Raw genomic sequence first — 23,636 nt, 5'->3', positions numbered from 1 at the left:
TTGTAACGAAATTTTTATTATTTTGTAAAATTTAAGGAGTAAAAATGAGCGAAAATGTGGAAAATACTGAATCTACTTTCAAGATTCCAAGTATAGAATCTTTAAAACAAAAACTAAACGCCGCTAAAAATCTATCTCCAAATTTTGGGCAAATAATTAGCGTTGAGACAAACATTATAAAGGCGTCTGGCTTATCGCCGAGTGTGGGCGATGTGGTGTGGCTTATTCGTAGTGATGATAGCAGGAGCGAGGGCATCGTTATCGCTACGCATAAGGATGTTTTTAGCATTTCGCCATTTACTTTTACTGAAGGCTTTAAAAGTGGGGATAGGGTTACGATTGCAAAGGAAGGGCTTAGAATCCCGGTTGGGGAATCTTTACTTGGGCGTGTGATAAATCCGCTAGGTGTGCCGCTAGATTCTAAAGGGAGTATAGATTCTACAATCACTGCGCCCATTATTAGTTCGCCTATTTCAGCGTTAAAACGTGGGCTAATAGATTCTGTATTTGACGTGGGAGTTAGAAGCATTGACGCACTTTTAACCTGTGGTAAGGGGCAGAAAATGGGAATCTTCGCAGGCTCAGGTGTGGGAAAATCTACATTAATGGGAATGATAGTCAAAGGCTCATCAGCACCGGTAAAAGTAGTCGCTTTGATAGGAGAGCGGGGGAGAGAAGTCCCCGAATTTATAGAAAAAAACTTGCATGGCAATCTAGAAAACACCGTGCTTGTCGTAGCCACCAGCGATGACTCGCCACTTATGCGAAAATATGGCGCATTTTCCGCAATGGCAGTGGCGGAGTATTTCAAAAGCTTAGGGCATGATGTGTTATTCATAATGGATTCAGTAACAAGGTTTGCAATGGCACAACGTGAGATAGGTCTTGCGTTAGGTGAGCCACCCACAAGCAAAGGCTACCCGCCAAGCGTTTTAACCATTTTACCGCAATTAATGGAAAGGGCAGGGAAAGAAGAGGGCAAGGGCAGTATCACAGCCTTTTTTACCGTGCTAGTGGAAGGAGACGACCTAAACGACCCCATAGCCGACCAAAGCCGCAGCATACTAGATGGACACATAATGCTAGATAGAAACTTAACAGATTTTGGAATCTATCCGCCCATAAATATCCTAAACTCCGCATCGCGTGTGATGAATGATATAATAAGCGAAGAGCAAAAACTAGCCGCAAGGAAATTTCGCCGCTTACAAGCGTTATTAAAAGAAAACGAAGTGCTAATTCGAATCGGCAGCTATCACAAAGGAAATGACGCGGAACTAGATGAGGCAATCGATAAAAAAGCCGCAATGCAAGACTTCTTAAGCCAAGATGAAAACGTGCAAGTAAGCTTTGAAGAAAGCGTGAGCGAAATGATAAATATTGCCAACACGCAGGTGTAGATTCTATAAAAGGTCTTGTAAAAAATTATGATTTATTCTATGTTTATATTTTTGCTTAGTGCGTTATGTGAAGTGGGTGGTGGCTATCTTGTGTGGATTTGGCTTAAAAATGATAAGAGTGTGTATATCGGTATTTTGGGGCTAATTTTGCTTGCGTTATATGGCATAATAGCGACTTTGCAAACGCAAAATTTTGGTCGTGTATATGCTGCTTATGGTGGAATCTTTATTGTATTTTCTATATTTTGGGCGTATTTTATCGATGACTTTAAGCCGGATATTTACGATATTTTGGGCGGGATTATTACGCTTGTTGGCGTGTGTATAATTATGTTTGCAAAAAGATAAATATCTTATTTAAAAGTTTCAAAAAGTTACACATTTAAAATTTTTTATAAAAAATTTATCAAAAATTATTTTTCATTAACTTCCCATTTTTTTTTTTTTTGTCTATCCTGCCTTTATTGAAAGATTAAAGGTTTAGTATGTTACCTATGTTTGCTCCGTGGGTTTGGTCTCTTTTGCTTGGTGGATTTGCTGTAATTATCGGTGGTGTGCTAGTTTATAAGAATCTTGATAAGTTTATTGACAAAGTTATAGATGTCAAAAATGAAAAAAAGGCTTTAGAAGCCAAAATTTATTCAATTATAAAAAAGGGAAAATATAACGAAGTCAAAGTCAATCTAACCAAAAAAGATGGCGAAGTGGTAACTGAAGTATTTAACGTAAATGATGATATAGAATCTGCATTATATGTAGGAAAAGTATTTTAAGGATAAAATATGGTAGAAATTTTTGATAAAAATTATATGTTAGATTTTAAGCAAGATTCTATAAATAAATGTATAAATAATTTTAAAGTGCATGTTGAGAGCATTTTAAATGAAAGCGATTATGACTTTGGCGATGATATAAGTGATTTGAGCCTTTTAGTTGTCCTTAATAAAGAAGGCAGTAATGATGTGCAAGTAAAGCAAAAAAGAGAGCTAAATAAAAAAGAAGAAGTGGGCGTTTCATTGCTATTATCTAGATTACAAAATAGAATCAAAACATTTTTAGATTCTATAAATAAAGATTCTAATGTAAAAATAAAGGCTGATTTTTATTTGTGTATTGATTGTGTAAATGTGATAAAACATAGAATCTCACAAGATTGTAAGCAAAAAGATTCCAGCCAAAAAAATTCTAATATTATGCAAAATACATTAATGAATATGAATAAAAATAAATCTAATGAAGATTCTAAAATAAAGCTAGATTTATTCCCACAAACGCCGCGCTTTAAGCTAGAGCAAATCATACTAGATTCTAAAACAAAAGAGAGTTTATTAGATACGATTTTATTACTACAAAAGCAGCATATAATTTATGATGAATGGGGATTTAAAGAAATAGATTCTATCCCTAAAACCATTATAAACTTTTATGGTAAGCCAGGAACAGGCAAAACAATGTCTGCAAATATAATCGCAAGTGAATTAAATAAAAAAATAATCTTTGCAAATTACGCAGATATAGAATCTAAATATGTAGGTGATGCGCCTAAAAACTTAGTTGCTGCCTTTGATTTAGCCCAAGAAAGTAATGCAATTTTATTTTTTGATGAGGCTGATAGCTTTTTAGGCAAACGTATTTCAAATATATCGCAAAGTAGTGACCAAGCTATAAATTCTATGCGAAGCGAACTTTTAAAACTGCTAGAAGAACGTCCTATTATTGTAATCTTTGCCACAAATTTGCTAGATAATTATGACAAGGCTTTCCATAGTAGAATCTTGCGCTCCATTGAGTTTAGCCTGCCAGATTTAGACACAAGAAAGATTCTAATAAATAAATTTATCCCAAAAGCACTGCAAAACAAAGGCTTTAAATTAAGCGAAACGCAGATAGAAAATCTAGCACAAATTAGCGAAAATTTTTCAGGGCGAGAGATAAAAAATGCGGTGTTAAATTCACTTATTTTAGCCTTAAAAAACGCTGAAAATATTCCAAATTTTAGCAATTTTGAAGCGGCATTTAAATATTGCAAAGATGAATTTGACAAATCGCATAAAAGCGAAATACGCAATAAAGAATTAGCAAATAAAATAGATTCTAATCTAAAAAGTGGAAACTACGTGCTAAAGGAGAAAGATGAGCTAAAAACACAAAATATAGAATCTAAAACAAATTGACAAACATTAAAAGGAGAAAAATATGTCAAAAATAGATATTGTATTACTCTTAAATGAGTTTAGAAAATGGTGTGAGCAAAAAGGCTTGGATATGAATGGATTGCTTGAGCTATATAAGGCTATTCAATTATCTTGGGGCTTTAAAGAGGAAAATGTAAGTCAATACACTTTTAAAGAGTTGCTTGGCTATTTACAAGCCCACGCAAAAGAGGATAAGCACAATGGTGCAGCTGTAATAAAAGAGCATGATTCAAGTGGCAAGATTATTTTAAAAGTAATGCTACTTGATAAAAATGACGAGCCCATAAAAGCCTTAGGTAGTACGTATTTAGTCGTGTATGCTAATAGTTTAGATTCTGATTTAGAATCTAGATTTGGCGATAAAGATATGATAGTGATAAAATAAGGAGCGTTAAGATGATAGATTTTATTAGCGGTTTATTTGATAGTGCAAAAAGTTGGTTAGAAAAAATATGGGTTTGGTGTAAAAAGATTTTTTTAAGTGTTGTGAATTTTACAAAGAATATTGTAGATTTCTTTAAAAATCCACAAAGGCTAAAACAGCTAGAAAACGATAAAAATGTAATAGCTGTAAGTATAAAAGAAAAACTAGGAAATGGTGATTTCAAAGTAGTAAATTGTTTATTTAATAAAAATAAAGGTGAAATCGTAGGTGAGGAAACACAAAGTAATGAAAATGCTTTGGGTATAGAAACGCAAAGTCTAGATTCTGAAACCCAAAAGCATTTTGGTGATAAAGATATGATTGTTTTGCAATAGTATAGAATCTATGTCATTGCGTTAGCACTGACAAGGCTATCTATTTATAGATTGCTACGAATTGTTGCGCAATTCTTACAATGAGGTTAAATTATAGAATCTAGATTCTATAACTTGCATATATAAAGGAGAAAATATGGAAAATGGAAATAATGGTTTGATAATTTGTGCTTTAGTAATAGCTGGATTAGTAGTGGGCGCATACCTTGCCTTTAGAAAAAAGACAGCAAGTGCAAATAATACGGATGGTTTATCCTACGAGCACAAAGATTCACTAAGTATGAAAGAAGTGATAGAATATTTTAAAGAGCCTAAGGCTTTGCAAGAATTAGAGCAAAATAAAGATTATATCGCTGTGGCTATTAAAAGTCAAACAAATGATAATAAAACAAAAATTCTTTTGACAATTTTTGATAAAGGTAAAAATGATATAATTGATACACCAGCCGCTAAAGGCTTTATTGTAAATAGCCTAGATTCTGAGCTTTTAGGACATTTTGGCGATAAAGATATGATTATTTTGCAATAGTTAGAATCTAGATTCTAAGAAAAGATTCTATAAAAGCCACAATTTGGGCTTGCAAGCTCCAGCATTTCCTTATCACCGCGCGTATCGCCATACACATAAATGCACTCAAACGCACTCAAATCATATTTCTCCTTAATGCGCGCCACTTTTTGCGCCCCATAGCAGTTTGGCTTATCAAATCGCCCAGTAATCACGCCATCCTTAATCTCCATACTTGTCGCCATCAAATCTATGCCCCATTTATCGCACAGCGGACGCAAATACTGCTCAAAACTAGCCGAGACAATCGCGACCTTATGCCCTTCGCTTTTGTGCCAAAAAAGCTTAGATTTTGCTGAATCTTTACAATAAGATTCTAAGAACTCCACAAATTCATCGCATTTTTTGCTAATATCAGCCCAGCTTTTCCCACCCAAACACGATTTCAAAATCTTTTGCTTTGTAGTTGCATTATCTATAATATTTAGCTTATAAAGTATCAAAATATGTAAGTTTTGTAGAATCTTAATATAGAATCTAGCACCCAAAACAAACTTCAAAAACTTCGCAAACGAATCGCCATAAGTAATCGTCCCATCAAAATCAAAAAACGCAATTTTCAAATCTTTAACCTTTACAAAATAGATTCTATATTTTATTGAAAGATTCTATAGAATCTACGCGCGTTTAAGGGCGATGGCTTCTTTTATCAAGTCATCTGAAGTTGTAAAGGCTTTTGCATTCATTGAATAGCCCCTTTGCATTAGAATTAGGCTTGTTAGGGCATCGGCTACATCCACATTGCTAGTTTCAATTTTGCCCTGTATGATTTGCCCTTGCTTAAGGTTAGAATCTTCGCCCCACACAAGCTTTGGCTTACCACTTTGCTGCACTACTTGCCCATTTGCAGTCGTAGGATTTAATGCAAACAAATTACCGCCAACCTTTCTTAAGCCTTGGTCATTTGCAAACATCGCTAAGCCCACTCGCCCTATAGCCTCAGTTTGCCCATTTGTGAAAGCGATAGAAATCACGCCATTATCATTTATACGAATGCGCGACATCTCACCGCGATTTTTCCCATCTTGCTCGGTATTATTTAGCCCAGATTCCGAATAGACATGATTTGTGCTTCTATCCAAAGTCAGCTCCACATTTTTCTTGCCAAGGAATGGAATCTCCATCTTATTCACACTCGCCTTGCCTGTTTCATCAAATGAGATTCTACCCTGCTTTATCTCGCTACTAACTAGCATTCGTTTGCCCGAAAACTCGTGGATATAGCTTTTCACATTCCATGTTTCAGGTCGCTTTGTCGCACTCTCATTATCACCACTATTGATTAAAAAATACTCCGTTCGCAAAGCGTATTTCTTACCACTTGGGTCAAAGATTTCAGTTGCATTAGCAAAACTTGGCACACGCAAATTGCTCCCTGCAATATAGTCATTTTTCGCCATAGGGTCTAGCTCACCGGTCAAACTAAGTCTATCAAAAAAGCTACCGCTAACCTTAACTTTCACCGAAGTATTCGTATTATTTGTCAAAACTAACACGCCGCGTGGGTCAATTACACCATTTGGATTACGCGCTAGTTCCAAGTCCAAGCCTGTATCGCGTTTTACCAAATATTGTAGCTGCCCAACGGTTCTAAATTTCCCTTGAGAGCTTGTCCCATCGCCATACTCATAATGCACCATCGTTACCGTGCCATCTGGCATCGTTACTTCTATATCTGCTTTATCAAAGTTATTAGGGCGAATCATATCGCCATCGCGATTAGCTAGTGCGTTAAAATCGTGATTATAAAAGCTCATCTCATCAAACACGCCATTATTTGTATAAGCCTCAACGACGTTTTTCAATTCACCTGTGCGATTTAGATTCACACTTAAATCAACTTTTGTAGTCTCCACAGGCTGATAGCTAATCTGTGGCGGGATAGAAATAGGCTTCATAACGCCCTTTGCTAGCTCTTTATAATCTTTCTCAGGGTCTTGAGATGCCTTAAAATTATTACCATCAATCTTGCCAAGATTCACACCATAAAGATAATAGCCTTCCGAATTTACCAAATATCCATCAGAATCAATGGTAAAATCGCCATTTCTAGTAAAATAATTAGAATCACTTATCTTAAAATCATCTTCACTAATCTCAAACTGCCCCTCTTTATTTTTCCCCACGACAAACCAGCCTTTACCTGTGAAGGCCACCGCCGTATCACTATCTGCCGAGCGAAGATTCCCCATTTTTGTGATAATGTTGTTAGATGAACCAGTAACACCATAGCTAAAGTCATTATTTGTAACCGTTGCCGCATTCATAGAATCCATACTACGAGAAAATAGCGTCTTAAACTCAGGGCTATTTGCCTTGTAGCCGTTTGTATTTACGTTTGCGATATTGTTTGATATAGAATCTAGCCCAAATTGATGGGTTTTAATCCCACTTACCGCGTTTAACATCGTGTCATTCATTGATTGCCTCCTGCAATTTATCGCACTTTGTTTGTCTTACACTTTTAAATTTGAAGGATAAGGCTTTCGCAATTCCCTTTATTTCGTGCATTCCGTGCATTAATTAAGTAGGATAGTAGCAAAAGTCGTGCCAAAATTTGGGTTTTTGATTAAAACATAGTATGTTTAAAACATAACCTTTAAGTATCGTCTTAGGTATTATGGTTATAATTTTTTACTTAATAACTCTCATTTTGACTAGGAAATTTCTCATTTTTCACATCGCTAACATAGCTACGCAGCGCACTTTGCAGGGCTTCCTTACCATTAAAATATCGCCTCACAAATTTCGGCTGAAACTTATCAAAAAAGCCAAAGGCATCGCTCCACACCAAAATCTGCCCATCGCAACCCACACCCGCGCCAATGCCAATGGTTGGCACACTCACACTTTGCGTGATTTGGCTTGCCACATCGGCGACTACGCCTTCAATCAAAAGTCCAAAAACGCCCGCTTGCTCCATTTTTTTGGCGCATTCAATTAGCTCACGCGCCTCATTTTCAGCGCGTCCCTTAACCTTAAAACCCCCATCAAATCGCATAAACTGCGGCTTTAGACCGATGTGAGCCATGAGTGCGATACCCTCAGCACATAACGCACGAACGATTTCTAGTTTATCCACGCCCACCTCGACTTTTAGCGCGTCAATCTCGCATTTTTTATAGAATCTAAGGGCGTTTTTAAGCGCATTTTTACGCGTATCATAGCTGCCAAAGGGCATATCAGCAATAAGGAATGATTTTTGCGTAGCAGAGGAAACCGCACGAGCGTGATAAATCATCTCATCCACACTCGCACCCAAAGTGCTATTTTGCCCGCCAAAGCTCATTTTTAAGCTATCGCCGACCAAAATCACATCGACTTCCCCATCAAAAATATTCGCCATAAGTGCGTCATACGCGGTAATCGCAGCGATTTTCTCCTTGCCCTTTTTATTTTTCAGTGCATTTAGTGTTAGCTTTTTATCTAGCATTTTTTATCCTTTTTTAGATTCTATAAAAAGTTATTAATTTTAGCATATTTTGGCTTTTAGAATCTAAAATATAAATTTATGTAATATTTTTTAACAAAAATTCTAAATTTTTCATATTTTTAAGTTTATTTTAATCAAATATTCGTTATATTTAAGGTTTATTATTATTTTCACATCAAGGAAGTGCCATGAGCAAAAAGCAAATCGTGATTAGACCAGAAGAGTCAATGGACCCAAAGGAAGTCTATAGCAAGAAAAAGGTGATAAATGGGCGGCATTTGTTAAAGACTGAGTTTTATGAAAAAGAGCTAAGAAAGCTTGAAATCGAGCTAGTGAAACTGCAAAATTGGGTCAAAAAGACAAATCAAAAGATTGTGATTATCATGGAGGGACGTGATGGCGCAGGTAAGGGCGGCACGATTAAGGCGCTTACTTCGCATTTGAATCCTCGTGGATGTCGCATCGTCGCGCTTAATAAGCCTACAGAGCAGGAGAAAACTGACTGGTATTTCAAGCGATATATTAGCAATTTGCCTAGTGGTGGCGAAATCGTGTTCTTTGATAGGAGCTGGTATAATCGCGCTGGAGTCGAGCGTGTGATGGGCTTTTGCACGACTGAGGAGTATAAGGAGTTTATTTATCAAGTGGGCAACCTAGAGCAAATGCTAGTGGCAAGTGGCACGATGATTTTTAAATATTTCTTAAATGTTAGCCAAGAGGAGCAAAAAAGGCGTATTGAGCGGCGAAAAAGCGACCCTTTGCGTATGTGGAAGCTTAGCCCTATTGATGCGAAGTCTCTTAGCCTTTGGAATGACTACACAGAGGCGTTTGAGAAGATGTTTTCGCGCACACATATGCCGTATAGTCCGTGGATGATTGTAGATTCTAATGATAAGAAACGAGCGCGGCTAAATGTCGCACGTGACTTGCTTAGCAAGGTCGATTATGAGGATAAAGACCAAAATTCTGTGTGCCTTTTAGCCGACCCAAATATCGTGCATTTGTATTCGCAGCAGACTAGCTTTGTAAAGAAAAATAAGGATTTTAAAATCTTTAAAGAGGAAAAGGGCTCTAAGGGAGATTCTAAAGATTCTAAAGAGGGGAAAGATTCAAAAAAGGATTAGTTGTTTAGAATCTTTATGAAAGAATAGAATTATGTTGCATAAAAAATCATTTATAAAACACAAACTAAAATATATAGAATCTAAAATTAGAAAAATTAGAAGTTTTATAATAAAAGATTCTATATATAGACATATTAAGTTAGAAGTTATAGAATCTTATTATGCAATTAAGTGTGTATTATTTTATCCTTATAGTTTTTTTAAATTAAAAAAGTTCTTTAAAAACCAAGAGAATTTTCATATTTATTTAAATATTAGCAATAAAAGTAAGTTTAAGATTCTAAAAATGCAAAAAATAAATACTTATTTTAACTCAAATGAGTTTAAGAATTTGGCGCGACAAAGTGCGTATCCACCATTACTAAATCCAAAAAATATAGATTATTCTAAAATAGATTCTAATTTTGCTTGGGAAGCAAATTTACCACTACCAAAAACATATAAATTTATATATGTTTCACCACATGGTGTAGGGGCTATGGCTTTTATTAAGTTTGCAAATGAAATGTTTGCAAGCTACACATTAGATAATAAACCTAATACAAATAACGGGGGGGGGGGGGTAACCTACATAATAATATAATAACTCCGATAGCTCCATCTTGGGCGATTTTGGATGGTAAAATGCGATATACATCTCAATATGATTCGTTATTAAAATATGATTGTTTAGGCTTAAATATTGCAGAGATAGGATTTCCTAAATGTGAAAAATATATTTCGCTTCTTGGCGTGGATAATATTGTTATTTATAGTGTAAGAGAGCCTATATCTTTTCTTAAACATGCTGCTGGGCGAGATTGGAGTAAAAGTAGTAAAAATTTTGATAAAAGCCCTTTTAATCTAACAACTGATTGGAGAAAATATATTCAATTTTTAACGCCAACAAAGACTGACATAAAGTTTGATTTTTCACATTTGCAAAATTATGGATTTTTGTCTAATTATGTGTTAAGTAGATTAAAATACAAGAAAATAATTTATATTGATATGAGTGAAATAATGCCAGATAGGGCATTTAGCACGATGCAAAAACTTGCAAAGGAAATTAATTTAAAAACCCCAAAAAATAGTGATATATTTAAAATGAAAGAATTTCGCGGATATATTAGATACTTAGTTCCACTTAGATTCTATGCTAGTAAAAGTGATTTAAAAAATAAATTTAGCCTTAAAAATCCACATAATAAAAAAAAATAAAAAAATTGCTACAGACAGCATTATCCTTACATTCGATAGAATTATTAAGAGTGAGAAAATAAATATTATGACTGAGATTACAAATAGTGATATTTGCAATGATTTAGGGCTTTATATCAATAAAAATGATTTAGAATCTTTGCGAAAAGATAAGGAATTTTTTAATACTATCAAAGATTTTTTAGGCGAATTTATAGAATCTATTAAGAAAACAATCGATAAAACAGAAAAAGAAATGCTAAGCGAAAAAGAACTTTTAAACTTTTTTGCAAATAACAAAGAAATTGCATTAAAAATAAAATCATATTTAGACATAGACTTAGCACATATAAAAACACATAGACCAGATATTGTAGAATCTTGGGAGTATTATAAGGAGTTTGAAAGGATATGTGAAAGGTTTTAAAGTATTAGATTTCAAACATTTCCCTTAATAGTGAGATGTATTGTGGTTGGGTATCTTGCAGGACTTTAAAAGATTCTAGGATGTATAAAAATTCATCTTTTGAAATGCCATATAGTTTTGCTACTAAATGGTCTGTTTTGGCACGCAAGATGTCATATTGCTTTTTTGTTTTTGGTAAGTCAGAATCTTTAATGTTAAATTCAGTTTTTAACTCGCTAAAGTCCCCTGCCTTGTCGTTATATAGTTGCAAAAGCAGGGCATTTATTGCGATTTGCTTATAGTCTGTATTAGATTCTATAAGAGTATCACTTTTTTGTGGGAAAGGGATTCTAACTAGATATGTTTTATTTACGCTAATTTGCACTACGCGTCTTAGTAAAAAATCAAATGTAATGCTATTAAACACACCTAAAGCAAATAAGATTCTAATATGTGGAATCTCTTTAGTGATAATATCTTTATATCTTGTAGTATAGACTTTTGGGATGCTTACATATAGTGTATTACCACAGCCTACATTTTTTGGTATTAGACTAAATATGCTTGTGCGTTCATTAGTATCACTTGCTATACCCCTAAAGGCTAGTCTAAAGTATTCTCTATCATATTTTATTATAGAATCTTCTAGCTGCTCTATTGATTTAAAGCTTGATTTTTTAAGCATAAAATCTAGGATTTTGTTATATTCCTTAATGTGTATGTTTAAATCTTGTTTTAGTCTGTATACTTCCTTACTTCTCATTCTTGCATCAAAGTCTTTTTTATTTAGAAAATATAAATGCAGCTTCCTTGCTTCTATAAACGGGTCTTTAAAACGTGCGTTATATTGATGTATTAGCTTCCCTTGATAAAGTGGCAATAAATCTTTGCTAAAAGATTCTATAAATAAATCTTTATCACTTGTCATGTGCAATTCATTTCTAAAATCAAGCCATTTAGAATCTAATCCGCTAAATCGTTTATAAAGTCGCTTTAAAATCACTAAGTCTTTTTTACCACTTAGCTCCATTAATGCTAGATGATTTGGGCTTAATAATCTTATCGTGTCTAAGTCTATATAAATTAGCCTTCTTGCATATACTCGCAATTCTTTTTTAGTCATATATTCAGTTTTGCTAACTCGCTCTTCCCAAAATGTATTTTTTAGCACATTTGGATTTACTTCTCTTTTTGGCTTATGCTTTTTTTGCACTCTTTTACCATCTAGTATATCTTTTGCCCTGTGTGAATCTGTGGCATCATCTACATCTACTTGGTAAAATAGCGTTTTTATTCTATGATAGCTTGGAGCTTTAGCGTTTTTTATTTGCATTAAGGCAAATTTATATCTAGAATCTACTCTCCTAAAAGTAATATTACGATTTTCAAAGCAGTAAAAATACTCTAGCGTTTTATTTTCTAGTATGTATTTTCTTAGATTTACACTACTTTCTTCTAGCATTAGAGCACTAGGTAGGACATAGTTTAATGTGGCATTAGAATCTAAAAGACTTAAATTTCTCTCCACAAAAAAGCGAAAAAGGTTAGAATCTCCTATACCTTCATTTAGCGGATAGCGGCTTTTATAGTATTCATTATTAGATTCTATTAATGCTTTATTTTCATCATATTGCCTTTTTATATAGTTTTTATCTAGCGAATTTATTTTATATTCTTCTTTTTTTGCATTACTTAGCTTTCTGTAATTACTTTTAAATTGTGGGAAAAAGTCATTATCACTAAATTTCACTTTATCCCAAGGAGGATTACTAACAATAATATCAAATCCTACAAATTTTATATCTTTAAAATCTTGTATTCTATCTTTTGAACGCGGTATATTTAAAATCTCTGGAAACTCTATTGCATAATTAAAAAATTTATATTTTTTTGCATAAGATTCTATAATTTTTACTAACTCATTTTTTTGGTATCCATCTTCTTCAGTTAAGACCATTTCAAATAATTCAAAAAAGTTTGTGTTAGAATCTAGATTAAAGCTTGTTTCTAAAATATGCTTATTTTCAACATTATCAAATATTTCTTTTTCTTGATTATTATAAAAATATTTTAAGGTAAAGTAGTTGAAATATAAATTTAGTTTATTTAAAATAGGCGTTATTTCTTTAGTATATATCCTTTTAGATTCCATAACTTGCTCTCTTGTTGTATCTGTTATAGAATCTAGTTTTATAAAACGTGCTTGCAATTTTCTAATTAAAGGTGTAAATATTTTTATAAATTTATTTATACCGCTTTGGCTTTCTTGATTTAGATTATAAAAATCTTGTATTTCTTGTAAATTAGTGCCAATTAAGGCATTCCCACATTTTATATGATGCTCTATAAAGCTAAGTGGTGTGCCAAATATAAAGCTATTAATCCAAAGGCTAAGCTTACTTAGCTCAATAGCAAATGGGCTTAAATCTACCCCATAAATCACACGTTTTAGTAATAATCGCTTTAATATATCGCTTTCATCTACTACATAATCTTTTATTTCAAAATCTTTTATTATTTCTTGTATAGCATCTCGCTCTTTATTATAGTATTGATGTAAATTAGAAAAATACTCAAAGTTTTCAAGGACAATTTGTGTTATTTGATTTAAAGCTTCTATTAAAAAATGTCCGCTACCACAGGCATTATCTAAAATCTTAAAATGTGCTATATTTTCATTGCTTAGATTATTTTGCAAGCCTATTTCTACTAGGAATCTAGTAATAGATTCTGGTGTGTAAAAACTTGCCGTGTTTTTGCGTGTATTACTTGTATTCATTAAAAAAAGCTGCCCTTTTTTATAATCTTGCACTTTATGGACAATATTATCTTTTTGTAAATCTTTATATTCATAAATATCTGCGTATTCCTCATTTATTTCCTCATCGCTTTTTTTATATTTTGGCTCATAAGAAATATAAACCATATCATTTTCAGCGATATTAAAAAAATATGCTAAAAGTCCCTCATAAATCGTGCCTAAATGTGTAATACTAAGTGTGCGATAATCTCTATAAAATATAGATTTTCCATCATTAAAATTAAGCAGTTTAAATAAAATGTTGTATAAGGTTTTATTATCAAACATTTTTGATGTTTTTAAAAGCGGGGCATTTTCATTATTAAATAATCCACCATTAAAAGCTGGCATATAAATATTTCCATTTCCCTCATTATAGATTCTAAAAATATCATTTAGTCTATTAAAAGCGGTAAATCTATCATCTTCATGCTTATTAGATTCTATAAAATCAAGAATATATCTCTGCAGTGTCATATAATCATGGAAATATCTATGCCCTTTTAGAATCTTATTAAATCTATCCTCAAAAAACATTATAAAAAGTAAGCGAAAAGTAAAATAAAGTGAATTATTATAAGCTTCTTGTAACCCTTGCTCTTTATTTCTTTCATATATGCAAGAGCCTATTTTTTCAAATATAGATTCATTTCCATTTGTGCCATAAATTACAGCTTGCAAGTCTTGCTCTATCATAGTTTTAGCTTCTTCATTTTTTCTTAAAGAAGTTTTCATTTTAGATTCTATAATCACTTCATCTTTTTGCATAACTTCACGCGGGACAAAATTTTTAGCGTGAAAAACATAGTAAAAATACTCAAATGCTTCAAGTTGCAAGTTAGAATCTTCGCAAAATAAAATAGATTCTAAATCTACTTCATAAAAGACTTTATTACTGCTAATTTTATTTAAATCATAGAATCTCCACACATGTCCATTACTAGAAAATCCATAAAACACACGCAAATTATTTAGATAACTAACTAATTGAAAATGCGGATTATTTAGAATCTTTTTATTATCCACAGCTACATTATATGCCTTAGTTTCTAAAATAACAGATATTCCTGTGTTTTTAGCATATCTATCATCACGTGGTATTTTTTCGTATTCTTTTTTAGAATCTAAGTTGCAAAATAATAAAAAATCAGGCTTTTCAATCCTACCTTGAATAATCTTTTCTTCTTGCCTTATATACTCCCAACCCAAAATATCTAGCACTTTTGTTATAAAGTCATCTTCGAATTGATGCTCATTTTGATTTATAAATTTATCTTTATCATAAATTGCTTTAATTTTTTCTAAAGATTCTATAACTTCTTGCTTATTTTTATCAAACTCATAAGTTTGCGGGAAATCCACCAAAAGCGTATAACTTGTAAACATATTATTATCAAGAAACTGCAATTTTGTCATATCTACGAGCTGCATTTTAAGTCCTTAGAATCTATTTATTGCGCTTGGTATGGATGCGTGTTTGGTATTTGATAGTTTTTGTCATCTTGTGGAGTATTTTGCGGAATGTTGTAAGGTTTAGATTCTATGTGTTCCATATTATAATCTTGTGTTTCATCATAATCATTCATCATTTTTTCCATATTAAAGCCGTTATTTTCCATACTCTCCTTAATGGCTTCCGCTGGGCTTTTCACATAGGACATACTATCAATTATAATGATTTCATTGCCCTTTTTCTCAAAGGTTATCGTGCCTATCACATCGCCCTTATCACTCATGCTAATCTCCAAAAACTCGCTACTTTTCCACTCATACTTGATTTCCACTTCATCGCCTTGCTCGTTGCGCGTCTTATATTGCGTATTTTGCGTGGGCAGTTCCAAACGCAGATAATCCATCGAGTTAGACAGCTCAAGCCGCAGCTTATACGCCTCTTCAAAGGTCTTATCCGTCATAATGTATTTAATATACACATTATTAATGTAGCGACACAAATAAATGCAGTTATTCATCCTGCAAGTATCAAAAATCTGGCAAATCTCATGTCCGCTCAAATTGTCCTTATCCTTGCTAGTATCAATGCTAGGTTGCGTTCTAGGACCGACAATCTCGCGATTTTCATCGCCTGGCGGACGCTGCGATTCAAAGTGAAAATCAATCGCTTTTAGCGCACTTATGCTAAAAAACAATAAAAATATCGCCAAAAATCTACTCAAAATATTTCCTTAAAACTTATGCAAAATCTTAGTATATCGAATCTTTTAGAATCACATATTTACTAAAACTAAAAATCTTAACATAGAATCTACTTTTTATCATACAAAAAAGGCAAAGAATGTCTCCTAAATTTTCTATAATTTCGCCTGTTTATAACCATGAAAAATATGTGGGATTTATGATAGATTCTGTATTAAGTCAAGATTTTAAGGACTTTGAGCTAATTATTGTAGATGATTTTTCTAGTGATAATAGTTTGGGTGAAATTAGCAAGTATAAAGATTCTAGAATAAAGCTTTTTAAACACGAATATAATATGGGGATAAATGCGGGGCTAAATACTGCCTTTAAAAACTCGAGTGGAGAATATCTTATCTTTTTGGGTGGTGATGATATACTTGAGACTAATATTTTAAGTAGGATTAAAGAAATTATAGAATCTAAAAATGATATTGTAGCACTTGAGTGTGAGTTGCATATTATTGATGAAAATAATCAAATATATAGGGAATGGCATTTTGACTATCATAATAGACTTGATATTTTGCGTAGAATGTTTTTTGTGGCTGCGTGTCTTACATCCACAGGACTTACGATTAAAAGGGAATATTTTGCAAAAATGTATCCACTACCTTTAGGAATCTGCAATCATCAAGATACTTTTATGCAAATAAAGCTATTTTTATATGGCGAAGTAGATTTAATCAAAGAAAAATTTGTGCGTTATAGACAAACAAGAGAGCATAAAAGTATATCAAATATCCGCGTCCCAGCAACTATAAATCGTGAAAATTATGAAGTAGATTCTATAATGCAAGTATATTTAGACTATTTTTTAGAATCTAAAGACTTAGAATTATTAGAAAAAATGTTTGATAAAGAAATACAGAGCACGGGTATAAAACCCTACATTGATACGATTGAGTTTTTCTTAGGGCGTATGGCGTTAGAATCTAGCGAATCTTGCAGGGAGTTTTGGGGCTATCATACAATTATGAATGTTTATAATGACTTGAAAAAGCAAGAAATTATAAGGGAAAAATATAACTTTACCTTTAAAGATTTAGTCGCACTAAGTAATCTATATAAAGATTCTAAATTTGATACTATCAAACGCAAATATTTAGGCTATCGCAAAAGATTTAATATGATGATTATTGTAAGTGTAGTTTTACTAGCAATAGTCATTGTGCTACTTTTTACAAGGAATTAAAATGTCATTTTTAAATGATAAAAAAGGCGTGATAATCTATGTCGATGGTGGTATATGCTCACAAATCCACATGTGTGCCATCGGCTTAAAATTTGCAAAAATGGGCTATCACGTAAAATATGATTTAAGCTTTTATGAAAGTAAAGAACTAGAATCTAATATTGCAAACGGGGGGGGGGGGGGGAATCATAATTTAGATTCTATAAATTCTAATATTTCTAATAATGTTAATAATAAATTACAGAATCTAGATTCTAAAGATTCTAAAGAAAATATAGAATCTAATCACGCAAAACAAATCCTAGATTCTATAAAACACCTCCAAAATGGCAAAGATATGTTTGGTAACTTTGCTAGAAACTATGATATGCCCTTAGCCTTCCCACATATAAAGCTAGAAATTGCATCAAAAGAAGAGATAAAATATTATCAAAAGCACTTTGGCAGAATCTATCCAAAGCCCTTTAATCCCTTTAACTACAACCCACCAGCATATTTTGGAATGTATTATAGCTACCCAGCCTACCTTGAGTTTCAAGACTTTTTAAAGCAAAATTTTAACCCCATAGATAAAGATTCTATAAAACCCTTAGTAAATGAGATTTTAGAATCTAATTCGTGTGCTATCCACATAAGACGAGGCGATGTTAGTGGCTATACACTTTATGGCTACCCACCAAATAAAGACTACTTTTTAAACGCAATAAATCTTATCAATAAACTAGATTCTAATGTTAAATTTTATTTTTTTAGCGATGAAGTAGAATGGATAAAAAATCATATTATCCCACATTTAAACCACATAAATTACACAATTTGTGAGCAAAATGGCAGTGATAAAGGCTATCTTGATTTATACGCGATAAGCCGCGCTAAACACATAATCGCATCTCATGGCTCACTTGGAATCTATGGGAAATTTTTAAGCATTCGCAAGGATAAACCAAACTATTTTGTCCTATCAAAATTTAGCGAAATCTACTTTAAACTCTACAAAGAAGACTGCATTTTACTAGGTAACAACTCATTTTACACGCTGCCGCCAAAAGATTGCAAAGATTCTAATAAAAAGATTAGAAAATTACGTTTTATCAACAAATTGCGACTACAATTATACGAATATTTGCAAGAAAAACTAAGGAAAAAAGGCGTTATATGAGCGTTGGAAAAGATTCTAAAAGCACGTTAAAAGAGAATTTGCAAGAGATTATGCAAGAAAATAAGATGATTTATAAATCTGTTGAAAATATAGATTCTAAAAAATCTATGGAATTAAGGGAGAATTTGCAAGAAGCCTTGAAAGAAGGCAAAATAAGTTATGAAGAGTTTGAAAATAATATGGAATCTATAAACCAAAAATCTAGCTCAAACACTAATGATGTAGAATCTAAAAAGTTTGAGACAAAAGATTCTATAGAATCTAAAAGTCACATAGAATCTAAATTGCAAAAAGATTCTAAAGATTCTATAGAATCTAAACCACAAAAAGATTCTAAAAACCCCACAAAAAAAGATTCCAACAAACAAAATAAAAAAATAAAATTCCTTGATTTACATAAGATTAACGAACGCGATAGAAAGCAAATCAATAAAAAAATTAAAAAAGTGCTAGATAGTGGCTGGTATCTTTTGGGGCAAAAAGTTAGGAAATTTGAAACTAATTTCGCAAAATATTGCGGCGTAAAACACATTATCGGTTGCGCTAATGGGCTTGATGCTTTAAGCCTTATCATAAAAGCGTATGAATTTAGCCCAAGCGATGAAATAATCGTGCCTGCAAACACCTACATAGCAAGCATTTTAGCCATCACGCAAAATAATGTAAAAGCCATTTTAGTCGAGCCAAACATTGAATCCTACAACATAAACGCCGAGCTTATAGAATCTAAAATCACGCCCAACACAAAGGCGATTTTGGCGGTGCATTTATATGGGCAAATCGCCGATATGGAAGCCATTTTGGCAATCGCAAAAAAGCACAATCTAAAAGTAATCGAAGATGCCGCGCAAGCACACGGGGCAGTCTATACATTTAGCGATGGTAGCAGCAAAAGGGCTGGGGCAATAGGCGATGCGGCGGGCTTTTCATTCTATCCGGGCAAGAATTTGGGTGCGCTAGGCGATGCGGGTGCGGTGGCGACTAATGATAGCACTTTGGCGGAGAAAATCCGCGCTATAGCCAATTATGGCTCGCACAAAAAGTATCATAATCTCTACAAGGGCGTAAATTCGCGTTTAGATGAAATACAAGCCGCTGTGTTAGATGTGAAACTTAAAAGATTAGATGTTGATAATTTTAAACGTGCTAAAATCGCAGCTTTTTATCTAAAAAATATCAAAAATCCTAATATTATTTTACCGAAAGTTACAGGGAGTGTCATTGCGAGTGAGCCTTTAAAGGCAAAGCGTGGCAATCCACATATAGAATCTTTGAAAGATTCTATAGAATCTAAAGTTACAGAATCTAGAACTATTATAAAAAAAGATTCCATAGAATCTAATATTTTAGAATCTAAATCACATGTGTGGCATGTCTTTGTAATTAGAGCTAAAAATCGCGATAAATTGCAAGAATATTTGAGAGAAAATAATATCGAAACAATCATCCATTATCCCATCCCACCGCATAAGCAAGAGTGTTATAAAGAGTGGAACGCCTTATCTTTTCCATTGACAGAGCAAATCCACAATGAGATTCTATCAATCCCTATTAGCCCTGTTTTGAAACTCAAAGAAGCCAAAAAAATAGTAAAAGCCCTAAACGCCTTTCAAGGCTAAGTTCTAAAAATAGGAATAAAAAGTGATAAAAAGTAATATCCAAAGTGTGATTTATGAATTTTTTGTGTTAAATAAAGAGTATTTTGAGTGTGAATTTTCTATCTTAGATTCCCTTAATTTATTTGGTGTTAATTTAGATTCTAAAGATTCTAATATTTCTAATTTTTCGCCATCAAAAGTTACAAGTTTAGAATCTAATAATTTAAATACTAATAAAGTTATAGAATCTAAAAGTATTTTTTCTTTGCCAAAAAAAGATTCTAAGGATTTTAAACCAAAAATTATAATTTGCTCTAGTGAAGAAATTGAGTTAGCATACAACGCACTTAGCTTTATTCTAGATTCTAAAAAAGTTATAGAATCTGTAACTAATAATGATAAAAATTCTACACAAACGCCCAAAAACCTAACGCCCACCCACCGCCCTACTTTTGACAAAAATAAAAAACAAAAAGTCCTTAAATTGCCCGATATTCGCCTTTCTCCTTTTAGCAATACCCAGACTTTTTATGAAGAGTTTAAAGAGCTTTTTGCGACTTTAACGCAGTGGTATGAAAGAGATGAAAGCCAGATTCTAATTACTACGCCGCACACTATTAGTAATTTTTTGCCACCAAAAGAGCTACTTAGCACTTTTACACTACATCTAAATCAAAATATTACCCCAGATTCTATCGCGCAAAAACTTATGAATTATGGCTATGAAAGGGTTGAGATTGTTGAAATGCAGGGCGAGTTTTCCTTGCGTGGCGACATTCTTGATATTTTTATCCCAAGTGAAAGCCCAACTTTTGAAAGCCAAAATACACAAGAAAGTGAGCAAAACCCCGTGCGTATAAGCTTTTTTGACACTGAGATTGAGAGCATTCGCTATTTTGATTTGCAAACGCAGTTAAGTCAAAAAGAAGAGCTAAAAAGCATAAAAATTTCCCCTGCGTTGTTTAGCCTAGATTCTAAAAATAGCGAATTTATAGAATCTAAGCTAGATGAAATGGTGCAAAATGAGCAGATTCTAAAGCCAGAAGCTAGTATTGCTAACTTTGCCTTTTGGTTTTTAGAAAGCCTTAATGGCGTAAATTTTTTAGCAAAATATCCGCATATTTTTACGCCTTTGGCACTGAAAGAATATAAAGAAAATTTAGAGTTTATTAACCAGAATCTAATACCACAAAATAGCCAAAAAGTTAGCATTTTTAATACTAATGTAGAATCTAAAGATATGGATTTAATAACTTTTAATCATTTAAGTAACACTTTTAGCTTAAATGAAAATAAGCAAATTTATTTGCTAAGTCCAAGTGTAACTCTTTTTAAATCTAGCTTAGAAGCACTAAATTTTGAGCCTAAAGCCATAACTAATATAGAATCTAGATTCCAAGATTCCAAACTTTTTAGCTATAAAATTACAGAATCTAATACATATAAAAATCTAAACTTATACCTTACGCCTTATTATTTTAACATTAATACAAAAGAGAAAATGTTTATAAGCCTTGAAAAGCCTTTGAAAACGCAAAAAAGGCGAGTGAAACTTGATATTGATAGCCTGAAAGTTGGCGAATTTATCTGCCATAGCGAGTATGGTATCGGTGTCTTTGAGTGCATAAAGCAGGTTGATATAATGGGCGCTACGCAGGACTTTCTTAGCATAATTTATGCGAATGATGACCGACTGCTGCTGCCTGTGGCTAACCTTAATTTGATTGAAAAATATAGCGCGTATGATACGGCTATTAAGCTTGATAGGCTTGGCAAGGGCAGTTTTGCTAAGTTAAAAGATTCTATAAAAGAAAAACTGCTGGCGATTGCAAATGAGATTGTGCGTGTGCAGGCACTGCGGGATTTAAGTAAGGGCGTGTATATCGAAATTGAAACGCCTAGCAAGTTATTAGCGTATAAAAACTTTGAATCTAGACGCGGATTTGAACTAACAAAAGACCAAGAAGCTGCGATAAATGCAGGTTTAAGCGACTTTAAAAGCGGTCGCGTAATGGATAGAATCTTAAATGGCGATGTGGGCTTTGGGAAAAGTGAAGTGGCGATGAGTTTAGCGTATGCTGCCGCACTAAATGGCTATGTAACTATCGTTTTAGTGCCTACAACGCTACTTTGCAACCAGCATTTTGATACTTTTAGTGAGCGTTTTGAAGGCTTAGAAATCCCTGACTCCTTAAGGGGTGGTAGGGCGGGAATAGATATAGAATCTAATCTAGATTCTACAAGCCAAACGCCCACCCACCACCCTATTAAAGAATCCACCCAAAATAAAAAAATAAAAGTCGCCAAAATAGACAGATTCACCACCGCAAAAGAAAAGCAAAACTTGCAAGATTCTATAAAAAAAGGCGAAACGCAAATCATTATCGGCACACACGCACTTTTCAACCTTGAAATTACTAATCTAGGCTTAATCGTAATTGATGAAGAGCACAAATTCGGCGTAAAACAAAAAGAAATTTTCAAAGAAAAAGGCTTAAATACGCACCTTTTATCAATGTCGGCAACGCCTATTCCACGCACTTTAAATATGGCTTACTCCAAAATTAAAAGCATTAGCGAAATCAAAACGCCGCCATTTTTTAAGCAAGATTCTAAAACTTTCGTCAAACTTAAAAGCGATACCTTGCTAAAGGAAATTATCACGCGAGAACTGCGACGTGGCGGACAAGTTTTTTATATTTTTAATAATATTGCTAAAATTAATACGATTAAAACGCACTTAGAATCCTTGCTACCGAACTTAAAAATTTTGGTTTTGCACTCAAAAATTCCGCCAAAAGATACCGAGCAAGGAATGATTGACTTTCTGCATAAAAAATATGATGTGCTTCTTTGCACGAGTATCGTGGAGAGCGGCATTCACCTGCCAAATGCAAATAGCATCATTATTGATAATGCGCATAATTTTGGCATTGCTGATTTGCACCAGCTGCGTGGGCGTGTCGGGCGTGGGAAAAATGTGGGCTATTGCTATCTTTTAGCGAGTGAAAATATCAATGAAGATTCTACAAAAAGGCTACTTAGTTTGGAGAAAAATTCATATCTTGGAAGTGGCGCGGCGCTTGCCTATCATGACTTAGAAATACGCGGTGGTGGGAATCTTTTGGGGTCCGCGCAAAGTGGGCATATAAAGCAGGTTGGCTTTGGGATGTATGTGCGGCTTTTGGAAGAGACCCTGCAGAGTTTAACGCAAAGTGGTGTAAGTGAAAATAAGGTGGATATAAAGCTTAGTGTGTCAGCGTTTTTGAATGATAATTTGATAAATAGTGAGCGGCTGCGGCTTGAGCTTTATCGCCGTTTATCACTTGCAAAAAGTGAAAGCGAAGTGCGTGAGATAGAGCGTGAAATAGAAGAGCGTTTCGGTCGCCTTGATACATATTCACTGCAGTTTTTAGAGATTATTATTATAAAGATTCTAGCGATGAGTGTCGGCGTGAAAGCCATAAGTAACGCGGGGGCAAACATCGCCATAACTATGAATGATAACTCCCGCAAATACCTTACCGCCGACACAAAGGACGAAGACGACATCCTTATCTGCGTTAAGAAATTTTTGAAAGGCGAAATCGGAAAAAGGTAAAGGTGAAATTTAGGCTCTATTGTGAA

Annotated in this window: 20 protein-coding genes; 15 read left to right on the top strand and 5 right to left on the bottom strand. The window is 33.5% G+C overall.

What is annotated here, in order from left to right; translation table 11 throughout:
• The first annotated feature begins 44 nt into the window (after positions 1-44).
• The 7 genes from fliI (at position 45) to LS64_RS05165 (ending at position 4,883) form a co-directional block, all read left to right on the top strand.
• Positions 45-1,400: a flagellar protein export ATPase FliI gene (gene fliI, locus LS64_RS05195; protein ID WP_052062561.1), complete on the top strand. Its 1,356-nt coding sequence runs from the start codon at positions 45-47 to the stop codon at positions 1,398-1,400.
• A 27-nt stretch (positions 1,401-1,427) separates the two neighbouring features.
• Positions 1,428-1,748, top strand: a complete 321-nt coding sequence (locus LS64_RS05190) for a YnfA family protein (RefSeq protein ID WP_034572654.1) — start codon at positions 1,428-1,430, stop codon at positions 1,746-1,748.
• Positions 1,749-1,885: 137 nt separating this feature from the next.
• Positions 1,886-2,173 (top strand): hypothetical protein, encoded by a 288-nt coding sequence (locus LS64_RS05185; protein ID WP_034572422.1) that lies wholly within the window; start codon positions 1,886-1,888, stop codon positions 2,171-2,173.
• Positions 2,174-2,182: 9 nt separating this feature from the next.
• Positions 2,183-3,574, top strand: coding sequence for an ATP-binding protein (locus LS64_RS05180; RefSeq protein WP_052062531.1), 1,392 nt, complete (start codon positions 2,183-2,185; stop codon positions 3,572-3,574).
• Between the two features lie 22 nt (positions 3,575-3,596).
• On the top strand, positions 3,597-3,980 hold the full coding sequence (locus LS64_RS05175; protein ID WP_034572424.1) for a hypothetical protein: 384 nt from the start codon (positions 3,597-3,599) through the stop codon (positions 3,978-3,980).
• 11 nt (positions 3,981-3,991) lie between these two features.
• Entirely contained in the window at positions 3,992-4,354 is a 363-nt protein-coding gene (locus LS64_RS05170; RefSeq protein ID WP_052062532.1) for a hypothetical protein, read from the top strand.
• A 136-nt stretch (positions 4,355-4,490) separates the two neighbouring features.
• Positions 4,491-4,883, top strand: a complete 393-nt coding sequence (locus tag LS64_RS05165) for a hypothetical protein (protein WP_052062533.1) — start codon at positions 4,491-4,493, stop codon at positions 4,881-4,883.
• Positions 4,884-4,897: 14 nt separating this feature from the next.
• Here LS64_RS05165 and LS64_RS05160 read toward each other — a convergent pair whose 3' ends face one another.
• From LS64_RS05160 to panB, 3 genes are all read right to left on the bottom strand, one after another.
• Entirely contained in the window at positions 4,898-5,485 is a 588-nt protein-coding gene (locus tag LS64_RS05160) for an HAD-IB family hydrolase (protein WP_034572427.1), read from the bottom strand.
• Positions 5,486-5,539: 54 nt separating this feature from the next.
• On the bottom strand, positions 5,540-7,342 hold the full coding sequence (locus LS64_RS05155) for a flagellar hook-basal body complex protein (protein WP_034572429.1): 1,803 nt from the start codon (positions 7,340-7,342) through the stop codon (positions 5,540-5,542).
• A gap of 218 nt (positions 7,343-7,560) precedes the next feature.
• Positions 7,561-8,355 (bottom strand): 3-methyl-2-oxobutanoate hydroxymethyltransferase, encoded by a 795-nt coding sequence (gene panB, locus LS64_RS05150; protein ID WP_034572432.1) that lies wholly within the window; start codon positions 8,353-8,355, stop codon positions 7,561-7,563.
• Positions 8,356-8,543: 188 nt separating this feature from the next.
• Between panB and ppk2 the strand changes: the two genes are divergently transcribed.
• The 4 genes from ppk2 to LS64_RS05130 are packed head-to-tail and all read left to right on the top strand — an operon-like array spanning position 8,544 to position 11,085.
• Entirely contained in the window at positions 8,544-9,479 is a 936-nt protein-coding gene (gene ppk2, locus LS64_RS05145) for a polyphosphate kinase 2 (protein ID WP_034572434.1), read from the top strand.
• Positions 9,480-9,510: 31 nt separating this feature from the next.
• Positions 9,511-10,062, top strand: a complete 552-nt coding sequence (locus tag LS64_RS05140; RefSeq protein ID WP_118962089.1) for a hypothetical protein — start codon at positions 9,511-9,513, stop codon at positions 10,060-10,062.
• A gap of 29 nt (positions 10,063-10,091) precedes the next feature.
• Positions 10,092-10,679: a DUF2972 domain-containing protein gene (locus tag LS64_RS05135; RefSeq protein ID WP_138127251.1), complete on the top strand. Its 588-nt coding sequence runs from the start codon at positions 10,092-10,094 to the stop codon at positions 10,677-10,679.
• Positions 10,639-11,085, top strand: coding sequence for a DUF2972 domain-containing protein (locus LS64_RS05130; RefSeq protein ID WP_081948324.1), 447 nt, complete (start codon positions 10,639-10,641; stop codon positions 11,083-11,085). Before LS64_RS05135 ends, LS64_RS05130 begins: the two co-directional genes overlap by 41 nt.
• Before the next feature lie 4 nt (positions 11,086-11,089).
• Here the strand turns inward: LS64_RS05130 and LS64_RS05125 are convergent, their stop codons facing one another.
• Positions 11,090-15,295 (bottom strand): Eco57I restriction-modification methylase domain-containing protein, encoded by a 4,206-nt coding sequence (locus LS64_RS05125; protein ID WP_034572028.1) that lies wholly within the window; start codon positions 15,293-15,295, stop codon positions 11,090-11,092.
• A gap of 20 nt (positions 15,296-15,315) precedes the next feature.
• Entirely contained in the window at positions 15,316-16,038 is a 723-nt protein-coding gene (locus tag LS64_RS05120; RefSeq protein ID WP_034572031.1) for a hypothetical protein, read from the bottom strand.
• Between the two features lie 119 nt (positions 16,039-16,157).
• On the opposite strand from LS64_RS05120, the gene LS64_RS05115 reads away from it, so the two are divergent.
• From LS64_RS05115 to LS64_RS05100, 4 genes are all read left to right on the top strand, one after another.
• On the top strand, positions 16,158-17,252 hold the full coding sequence (locus LS64_RS05115) for a glycosyltransferase family 2 protein (protein ID WP_034572034.1): 1,095 nt from the start codon (positions 16,158-16,160) through the stop codon (positions 17,250-17,252).
• A 1-nt stretch (position 17,253) separates the two neighbouring features.
• Entirely contained in the window at positions 17,254-18,411 is a 1,158-nt protein-coding gene (locus tag LS64_RS05110; protein WP_118977180.1) for an alpha-1,2-fucosyltransferase, read from the top strand.
• Between the two features lie 377 nt (positions 18,412-18,788).
• Complete coding sequence (locus LS64_RS05105) at positions 18,789-20,030, top strand: DegT/DnrJ/EryC1/StrS family aminotransferase (RefSeq protein WP_034574425.1); 1,242 nt, start codon at positions 18,789-18,791, stop codon at positions 20,028-20,030.
• A gap of 22 nt (positions 20,031-20,052) precedes the next feature.
• Positions 20,053-23,610 carry a DEAD/DEAH box helicase gene (locus LS64_RS05100; protein ID WP_052062491.1) on the top strand — a complete coding sequence of 1,186 codons (3,558 nt, stop codon included), beginning with the start codon at positions 20,053-20,055 and terminating at the stop codon, positions 23,608-23,610.
• The last annotated feature ends 26 nt before the right edge of the window (positions 23,611-23,636 follow it).

Origin of the sequence: Helicobacter saguini (assembly GCF_000762875.2) — a bacterium.
Taxonomy (GTDB): Bacteria; Campylobacterota; Campylobacteria; order Campylobacterales; family Helicobacteraceae; genus Helicobacter_A; species Helicobacter_A saguini.
Note: the sequence above shows the minus strand (reverse complement) of the source record. Positions and strands in the feature narration are given on the sequence as shown.